General features: G+C 60.8%; 8 protein-coding genes. 6 read left to right on the plus strand and 2 right to left on the minus strand.

Annotation, left to right across the window (positions count from 1 at the left end):
• Positions 1 to 76 precede the first annotated feature (76 nt).
• Both choX and DBP26_RS25210 read right to left on the minus strand, forming a co-directional pair.
• Entirely contained in the window at positions 77 to 1018 is a 942-nt protein-coding gene (choX, locus tag DBP26_RS25205) for a choline ABC transporter substrate-binding protein (RefSeq protein WP_108240303.1), read from the minus strand.
• Positions 1019 to 1120: 102 nt separating this feature from the next.
• Entirely contained in the window at positions 1121 to 1309 is a 189-nt protein-coding gene (locus tag DBP26_RS25210) for a hypothetical protein (RefSeq protein ID WP_108240304.1), read from the minus strand.
• 32 nt (positions 1310 to 1341) lie between these two features.
• On the opposite strand from DBP26_RS25210, the gene DBP26_RS25215 reads away from it, so the two are divergent.
• The 6 genes from DBP26_RS25215 to DBP26_RS25240 all read left to right on the plus strand — a co-directional run bounded on the left by DBP26_RS25215 (position 1342) and on the right by DBP26_RS25240 (position 7757).
• A complete protein-coding gene (locus tag DBP26_RS25215; protein ID WP_108240305.1) occupies positions 1342 to 2634 on the plus strand; it encodes an NCS2 family permease in 1293 nt (430 codons plus the stop codon).
• Positions 2631 to 3716, plus strand: coding sequence for a tRNA (uridine(54)-C5)-methyltransferase TrmA (gene trmA / locus DBP26_RS25220; RefSeq protein ID WP_108240306.1), 1086 nt, complete (start codon positions 2631 to 2633; stop codon positions 3714 to 3716). The genes DBP26_RS25215 and trmA overlap by 4 nt, the downstream gene beginning before the upstream one ends.
• Before the next feature lie 258 nt (positions 3717 to 3974).
• Complete coding sequence (locus tag DBP26_RS25225) at positions 3975 to 5159, plus strand: MFS transporter (protein ID WP_256602085.1); 1185 nt, start codon at positions 3975 to 3977, stop codon at positions 5157 to 5159.
• Positions 5160 to 5309: 150 nt separating this feature from the next.
• The gene (locus tag DBP26_RS25230) at positions 5310 to 6659 is read left to right on the plus strand and encodes a chloride channel protein (protein ID WP_108240308.1); all 1350 of its coding nucleotides are present in this window, start codon (positions 5310 to 5312) and stop codon (positions 6657 to 6659) included.
• A 325-nt stretch (positions 6660 to 6984) separates the two neighbouring features.
• Entirely contained in the window at positions 6985 to 7383 is a 399-nt protein-coding gene (locus DBP26_RS25235) for a hypothetical protein (RefSeq protein WP_108240309.1), read from the plus strand.
• The gene (locus tag DBP26_RS25240) at positions 7383 to 7757 is read left to right on the plus strand and encodes a hypothetical protein (protein WP_108240310.1); all 375 of its coding nucleotides are present in this window, start codon (positions 7383 to 7385) and stop codon (positions 7755 to 7757) included. Before DBP26_RS25235 ends, DBP26_RS25240 begins: the two co-directional genes overlap by 1 nt.
• Positions 7758 to 7898: the final 141 nt, after the last annotated feature.

Genomic DNA, 7898 nt, shown 5'->3' on the forward strand with positions numbered 1-7898 from the left:
CTGCGGGGGAAGTGGCAGCGAGATCACTGCCACTTGAGCCAGCCCACTGCAGCATGGACAGCCATCGGCTTTCCGATTACTTGTTAACCGCCACCTGCACCGCTGAGGCCGCATCCTTGCCATCGAACGTCGTCACGCCGTCCAACCAACGCTTCATGTCTTCCGGATGCTCTTTGAGCCACTGCTTGGCGACATCGGTCGGCGCCTTGCGGTCCATGATCGGCACCATCATTTCGCTTTCCTGAGCCGCCGTGAATTTCAGGTTGCTCATCAGCTTGTTAACGTTGGGGCAACGGGTCGCATAGTCCGGGGCGGTGACCACCGAGACGGTTGCAGCGCCCTCATTAGGACCGAATACGTCTTCGCTGCCGTTCAGGTAAGCGATCTTCATGTTGATGTTCATCGGGTGCGGAGTCCAGCCAACGAACACTACCCACTCGTTGCGCTTGGTCGCACGTTGCACGGCGGCCAACATGCCCGCTTCGCCCGACTCGACCAATTGGAAGCCGCCGAGACCGAACTGGTTCTTCTCGATCATGCCCTTGATGTTGGCGTTGGCACCCGTACCCGGCTCGATGCCGTAGATCTTGCCGCCGAGTTTGTCCTTGAATTTGGCGATGTCGGCGAAGGTTTTCAGCCCGCCGTCATACACGTACTGCGGCACTGCCAGAGTCGCCTGGGCATCGTTCATGCTCGGCGTGTCGAATACCTTGACCTGCTTGGCTTCGACGAACGGCGCAATGTTCTTGTCCATCGCCGGCTTCCAGTAGCCCAGGAACACATCCAGACGGTCGTCGCGCAGGCCACCGAACACGATCTGCTGGGCGGCACTGGTCTGCTTGACCTCATAACCCATATTTTGCAGCAGCACTTCAGCCACTGCGCTGGTGGCGATCACGTCGGTCCAGTTGACCACACCCATCCGCACGTTCTGGCATTTGGCCGGTTCGGCCGCCATCAAGGCGGTACTGCTCAGCATCAACACACCGCAACTGATCTGACGAATAAATCTCTTCATGCGTGCTCCTCGGGTCGGCTCGTTATTCTTAATCAGCTCTTTTCGGCAGTTTTCTAAGGCTTCAAGACCCACGACAATGCATTGCTGCCGCGTTGATGCAAATTACGCAGCCGCCTTGCCGACAAAACGCACCAGCGCGACCTGTGTTTGCACTGGAGCGACATTGGCAAATGACTTGATCGCACCCCCCATCGCCCAATGCTGCTGGTATGATGCGCGGCTTTTTGCGACTGGCAGAATTTGTGCAAGTTGTTTCAGACTGCTGTGCTTTGCTGTTTTAGTCGAATTCATTCATGGCGCGATGCGTCACCGGGGAGCCACTCATGCTGGAACGGCTGTTTCAACTCAGAGCACATAACACCACTGTGCGCACCGAAATCCTGGCCGGGGTCACGACATTCCTCGCCATGGCCTACATCCTGTTCGTCAACCCGAGCATTCTGGGGGCAACCGGCATGGACAAGGGCGCCATTTTCGTCGCGACCTGCCTGGCAGCCGCCATTGGCTCCACGGTCATGGGCCTGATCGCCAACTACCCGATTGCGCTGGCGCCGGGCATGGGCCTCAACGCTTTCTTCACTTACACCGTGGTGTTGCACATGGGCCACACCTGGCAGGTAGCGCTGGGCGCGGTGTTCATTTCCGCGGTGATGTTCTTCCTGCTGTCGATCTTTCGCATTCGCGAATGGATCATCAACAGCATTCCGCTGCCGCTGCGCTCGGCCATCGCCGCGGGCATCGGCCTGTTCCTGGCGCTGATCGCCCTGCACAACGCCGAGATCGTGGTCAGTAATCCGGCCACCATGGTCGGGCTGGGCGATCTGGCCAAACCTGCACCCATCCTTGCGACACTGGGCTTTGCACTGATCGTCGGCCTGGAAGCGCTGAAAGTACGCGGCGCAGTGCTGATCGGTATTCTCGCCGTGACCATCGTGTCGATCCTGCTGGGCTTCTCGCCCTTCGGTGGCGTGGTTTCGATGCCGCCCTCGCTGGCCCCGACCTTCCTGCAACTGGACATCCCAGGGGCGTTGAACATTGGCCTGGTGAGCGTGATTTTCTCGTTTCTCTTCGTTGACCTCTTCGACAACTCGGGCACGCTGATCGGGGTCGCCAAGCGCGCTGGCCTGATGGGCAAGGACGGGCACATGCCGAAAATGGGCCGTGCGCTGATTGCTGACAGCACCGCGGCCATGGCCGGTTCGCTGCTCGGGACCTCGACCACCACCAGTTACATCGAGTCGGCCGCCGGCGTGAGCGCCGGTGGTCGCACCGGTCTTACGGCCATCGTAGTCGCTGTGCTGTTCCTGCTGGCCCTGTTTTTCGCCCCGTTGGCGGGCAGTGTCCCGGCCTTCGCCACCGCGCCCGCGTTGCTGTTCGTGGCCGTCCTGATGACCTCGGGATTGGCGGAAATCAACTGGGAAGACATCACCGAGGCCGCGCCTGTGGTGCTGACCGCACTGGCCATGCCTTTCACGTACTCCATCGCCAATGGCATCGCCTTCGGCTTCATCTCCTGGACGGTGATCAAGCTGCTGTCGGGCCGCGGCCGTGAGCTGAATTCGGCGCTGGTGGTGTTGTCGATCCTGTTCGTGATCAAGCTGGGCTTCTATCCATGAGTGCACCGTTCGACCCCGCCAACTACACCCGGCAGCTCGACGAAAAGGCCCAACGCCTTCGCGAGTTGCTTGCGCCTTTCGATGCCCCCGAACCGCAGGTCTTCGATTCGCCCCGCGACCACTATCGCCTGCGCGCCGAATTCCGCCTGTGGCGCGAAGACGGCAAGCGGCACTACGCGATGTTCGCACCGGGCGATAAGCACACGCCCATCCTGATCAATGAATTCCCCATCGCCAGTCGGCAGATCAATGCCTTGATGCCGGTGCTGCGCGACCGCTGGGAAGCCAGTCAGGTACTCAACCACAAGCTGTTTCAGGTGGACTTTCTGACCACGCTGGCGGGTGACGGGATGGTCACGTTGTGCTATCACCGGCCACTGGACGACGCCTGGAAACTGGAGGCCGAGCGCCTGGCGGCCGACCTCAACGTCAGCATCATCGGGCGCTCCAAAGGTCAGCGTCTGGTGATCGGTCGCGACTATGTCACCGAGACCCTGGACGTTGCGGGGCGCAGCTTCCGTTATCGCCAGCCGGAAGGCGCGTTCACCCAGCCCAACGGCACCGTGAACCAGAAAATGCTGAGCTGGGCCTATGAAGCACTCGGCGACCGCCAAGATGACCTGTTGGAGCTCTATTGCGGCAACGGCAACTTCACGCTGCCCCTGGCGACCCGGGTGCGCAAGGTGTTGGCCACCGAAATCAGCAAGACCTCGGTCAATGCGGCCTTGAGCAACCTGGCGGACAACGCGGTGGACAACGTCTCGCTGGTGCGACTTTCAGCGGAGGAGCTGACCGAGGCGCTGAATGATGTGCGCCCGTTTCGCCGACTGGCCGGTGTCGACCTCAAAAGCTACGACTTCGGCTGCGTGTTCGTCGACCCACCCCGCGCGGGCATGGACCCGGACACGTGCGAACTGGCTCGCCGCTTCGATCGCATTCTGTACATCTCCTGCAACCCGGAGACCCTGGCGGCCAACATCGCCCAGTTGCACGACACCCATCGGATCGAGCGCTGCGCGCTGTTCGACCAATTTCCCTATACCCATCATATGGAGTCGGGCGTACTGCTCGTCCGCCGCTGACCGGCATCGAGCAGACCCGCGGTCGACGCGGGTCTGCTCGGGCGTCATCTCCTCGAACACACCGCACCACCCATCATTAATTTTCGGACAGTCAGCGGCATATGCCTGCTTATCGGTGTATAACAGTCGGCCGTCTTTCGCTTCGATGGATGCCCTGCCTTGAGTTCCGAATCATCTGCTGCCCCTTCTTCTGAAAGCGCTCTCAAACTGCCTGGCTTTTTCGCTTTCCTGACCGCCCGCCTCGCCGCCGTCTTCGCCATGCAGATTCAGGCCGTTGTGGTGGCCTGGCAAGTCTACGACCTGACCCGCGATCCGATTTCCCTGGCCTATGTGGGGCTGGCACAGTTCATTCCGATGCTGTTGCTGTTGATGCCGGCGGGTGACCTGATCGACCGTTACGACCGCAAGCTGATCCTGACCATCAGTTGGACGGTACAGGCCGTATGCAGCCTGATGTTGATGCTGTTTTCCGTCACCCATCATCAGGATACGCGGCTGATCTACGCCACCCTCGCCTTGTTCGGGTGCGCCCGCGCCTTCACTGGGCCCTCACTGCAAAGCCTGCTGCCGCAAGTGGTGCCCCGAGAAAAGCTTGCTTCGGCGATTGCCACCAACAGCATGATCATGCGCATCGCCACCATTGCCGGGCCCTTGGTCGGCGGTGGGCTCTACGCGGTCGGAGGGGGTGGGTTGACCTACTCCGTGTGCATGGTCAGCTTCATCGCCGGGGTGCTATTACTGACGCGCGTCCCGGTGCTGTTCGCCGGTAAGAAACAGATCCTCGAATCCACCGCCTGGAAACGCTTCACCGCAGGTATTGCATTCATCCGCTCGCGCCCGATCATCCTGGGCACCATTTCGCTGGACTTGTTCGCCGTGTTGCTGGGTGGCGTGGTCGCCCTGCTGCCGATCTATGCGCACGAGGTGCTGCACCTGGGGCCGCAGGGGCTCGGCGCTCTGCGCAGTGCCATGAGCCTGGGCGAAGTCGCCACGGGCCTGTACCTGGCCGCCCGCCCGTTCGATCGGCATGTGGGGATGGTGATGTTCATCGCCGTAGCGGTGTTCGGTCTGGCGAACCTGGTGTTCGCCTTGTCGACGCTGTTCTGGCTATCGCTGCTGGCGCTGATGGTCGCCGGTGCAGCGGACATGGTCAGCGTCTACATCCGCTCGACGCTGGTGCAGTTCTCCACACCCGACGACATGCGCGGCCGGGTCAATGCGGTGAACATGTTGTTCATCGGCTCCTCCAACGAACTGGGTGAGTTCCGCGCCGGCAGCAGCGCAGCCTTGTTCGGTGCGGTGCCTGCGGCGGTCATTGGCGGGTTGTGCACCTTGGGTGTAGTCGGCACCTGGATGTGGGGCTTCAAGCCGCTGCGGCAGGTCAACCATTTTGCTGATGCATCGCCCAGCGAAGTCACGGACAAGCAGACGGCGCGGGTTTGACTTGGCCCAACGGCAGGATCGCGCTGCCCTGCTGAATCACCGACCAAATCACCGAAGTGGATAGAAGGGGTCTGCCCGCCCCTCGATGTTTCGAGATGTGACAAATGTGCCCATAATCGGACCTTCCGATCCGATACCAGCGTTGTCCCGATGTCAGAACCGATCGCACCGTCCAGCGCACCCGAGCAGCCGTCCCCCAGCGAATCACCCAGGCGCCGATTCAAACGCCCGCGCTGGCGGCAATGGCGACAGCGCCTGGCGTTCTGGGTGGGTGCACTGCTGGCAGGGCTGGTGGCGCTGGCCTTTGCCTGGCTGGCCGATCAAGCCTTCATCCTGTTCCAACGCCTGCTTGGCATGGCCAGTTGGCTACCGCTGCTGATCACCCCGCTGGGTTTCGGTGTGCTCGCCTGGATCACTCATCGCTGGTTCGGCAACGCCCGAGGCAGCGGCATTCCGCAGGTAATCGCCGCCTTGGAATCACCTTCGCGGCGCTTCCGTGCCCAAGTGCTTGCCGTGCCGGTCGCGGCGGTGCGCATGCTCTTTACCCTCGGCGCGCTAGTGGTGGGTGGCTCCGTCGGACGCGAAGGTCCCACGGTGCACGTCGGCGCAGCGGTCATCTACGCATTTGGGCGACAGCTGGGCCTGCATGGGCGTAACACCACGGCAGGGTTGATCCTCGCCGGTGGTGCCGCCGGCATCGCTGCTGCATTCAACACTCCCCTGGCGGGGATCGTGTTCGCCATTGAAGAACTCAGCCGCACCTTCGAACAGCGCTTCAGTGGTCTGGTGCTGACCGCCGTGCTCATCGGCGGCGCCGTCACGCTGGGCCTGATGGGGCACTACGCCTACTTCGGGGATATCGGCGGCAGCCTGCCCACCGGGTGGGGCTGGAGCGAAATACCGGCCTGCGCGCTGCTAGGCGGCGTCCTCGGCGGCCTCTACGTCAAGTTGGTGTTGCCCACAAAGTCCGGCTGGCTGGGGCGCATGGGCCAATGGCGAGCACGGTTCCCGGCACGCTTCGCTGCAGTCTGCGGCCTGCTGCTGGCGCTGTTGGGGCTGATATCGGGAAACCACGTCTATGGCACGGGATACGAAGAAACTCGCGCCTTGCTCGAAGGGCACCCGGTGACTGACAGCACCTTTTTGCTGTGGAAGTTTCTGGCGAACGTGGTCTCCTATCTGGCCGGCATCCCAGGCGGTTTGTTCTCCCCGTCCCTGAGCGTGGGCGCTGCGTTCGCGCCGCTCCTCGCTCTTCTGCCGGATGTGAACCCACAGACTTGCGCGCTGCTCGGGATGGGCGGCTACCTCGCGGGCGTGACACGCTCCCCTTTGACCGCCTCGGTCATTGTCCTGGAGTTGTCTCACAGCCCCGACCTGGTCATCCCCATGCTCGCCGTCAGCGTCCTGGCCTCTGCCGTATCCGGTTGGATAGCCCCGGTCTCGCTCTACCATGCGCTGGCCCGGCAAGTGTTGGATAAGGTTGCTCCTGCGAAGGCGTGAGCGCGCACTGACGGACCGACGTTGAGCGCGTTAGCCGGAAGGTTCGATGTGTTCGCAGTGGTGGTCAGCAGATGGCATGGAATCACATGTCGGCGGTCGGAGCGCAATGGATGAACGCCCCCCGCCACCCTGTCCTCCCCACACTTTTTTGTTTATGGGCGCTGAGCGCTATTCCTCTAGGGAATTGCGAAACTGTGCAACTTGTAGGATTTGGTCACCCTGCCAGTAGGGTCGTTCTGAATTTTCCGAAAACGTCACTGAGGTCGTCCTAATCCCGTTTGATTTTCCTATGCTCGGCCACTCGACAGGCTTGAAGGACTGAAAAATGACCATCAGTGCCACGCCCTACATGTTCATCAACGACCAAATGCAAACTTACGCGGGGCTCAAAGCGCGCATCGGCAGCGGAGCAAAGTTCGATGCGGTCAATACGCATATCCGAAATCAGATGGTAATGCCCGGCCAACTGGTGATCGTGCCCGACGAATCAAGCCGTACGCTGTTACCAACAGAAGTCGAAATGGTGAGACTTGCCCAAGGCATCCGCCATCAAACCGCCGAAGCGGCGCCGGACTTCCTCAAAAATAACGACCTGCTGCTCTATTTTTTCAACGAGCGGACCTCAAGCCCCCTGGGTGTAGGCGTTGGAGGTCGACCTAGCAGCGCTCTCGGGGAAATCGCCGGCGCAGGCCTGGGGGAACTAATTTACGAGTGGACGCCCTGATGCCACCTATCGAAACAGAATGGCTTTCTTCGATGCTGCTGGCTGGGATGCTTATCCAGATCGTAGGTTTTCATGTTTTTTACCGGAGGTACTTGGAGACCATCGAAAAGCACTTGAACGAAGTCGCCCTGATCCAAACGCATCGTTCGTACTATGGAGACAGTCATCTGGGGAGAAGGATGCGTGAGTTCTTCATCATGTTGATGATCGTGGCGCCCAGCAGCTATAAAAAATTCGAAGCGATTCCACGCTGGAAAATAGAGCGAGTGCCGAGAGCGCTGCGGTTTGTCGTAAAACTGCAGGCCTTCTTGATGGTCGTTACTGCGTTGGCGGCGGTCATGCTTTATTACTTCAGGTTGCGCCACGGCATCTAAACAACGCTCTGCAACCGAACTATCCGTACCCACCACCCTCTTAAATCCCGATGGCCGGACGCCCCGCTTCTCGCGCCGTCTACACTTTCCACACGACTCAAAAGAGGGTTCGGCCATGCTCTGGAAAAAAGGACGTCGCAG

This window comes from Pseudomonas sp. RIT409 (genome assembly GCF_003052515.2).
GTDB lineage: Bacteria > Pseudomonadota > Gammaproteobacteria > Pseudomonadales > Pseudomonadaceae > Aquipseudomonas.

Coding starts and splice junctions, on each gene's coding strand:
- choX (WP_108240303.1), bottom strand. CDS start 1,018: ATGAAGAGATTTATTCGTCAGATCAGTTGCGGTGTGTTGATGCTGAGC.
- DBP26_RS25210 (WP_108240304.1), bottom strand. CDS start 1,309: ATGAATTCGACTAAAACAGCAAAGCACAGCAGTCTGAAACAACTTGCA.
- DBP26_RS25215 (WP_108240305.1), top strand. CDS start 1,342: ATGCTGGAACGGCTGTTTCAACTCAGAGCACATAACACCACTGTGCGC.
- trmA (WP_108240306.1), top strand. CDS start 2,631: ATGAGTGCACCGTTCGACCCCGCCAACTACACCCGGCAGCTCGACGAA.
- DBP26_RS25225 (WP_256602085.1), top strand. CDS start 3,975: ATGCAGATTCAGGCCGTTGTGGTGGCCTGGCAAGTCTACGACCTGACC.
- DBP26_RS25230 (WP_108240308.1), top strand. CDS start 5,310: ATGTCAGAACCGATCGCACCGTCCAGCGCACCCGAGCAGCCGTCCCCC.
- DBP26_RS25235 (WP_108240309.1), top strand. CDS start 6,985: ATGACCATCAGTGCCACGCCCTACATGTTCATCAACGACCAAATGCAA.
- DBP26_RS25240 (WP_108240310.1), top strand. CDS start 7,383: ATGCCACCTATCGAAACAGAATGGCTTTCTTCGATGCTGCTGGCTGGG.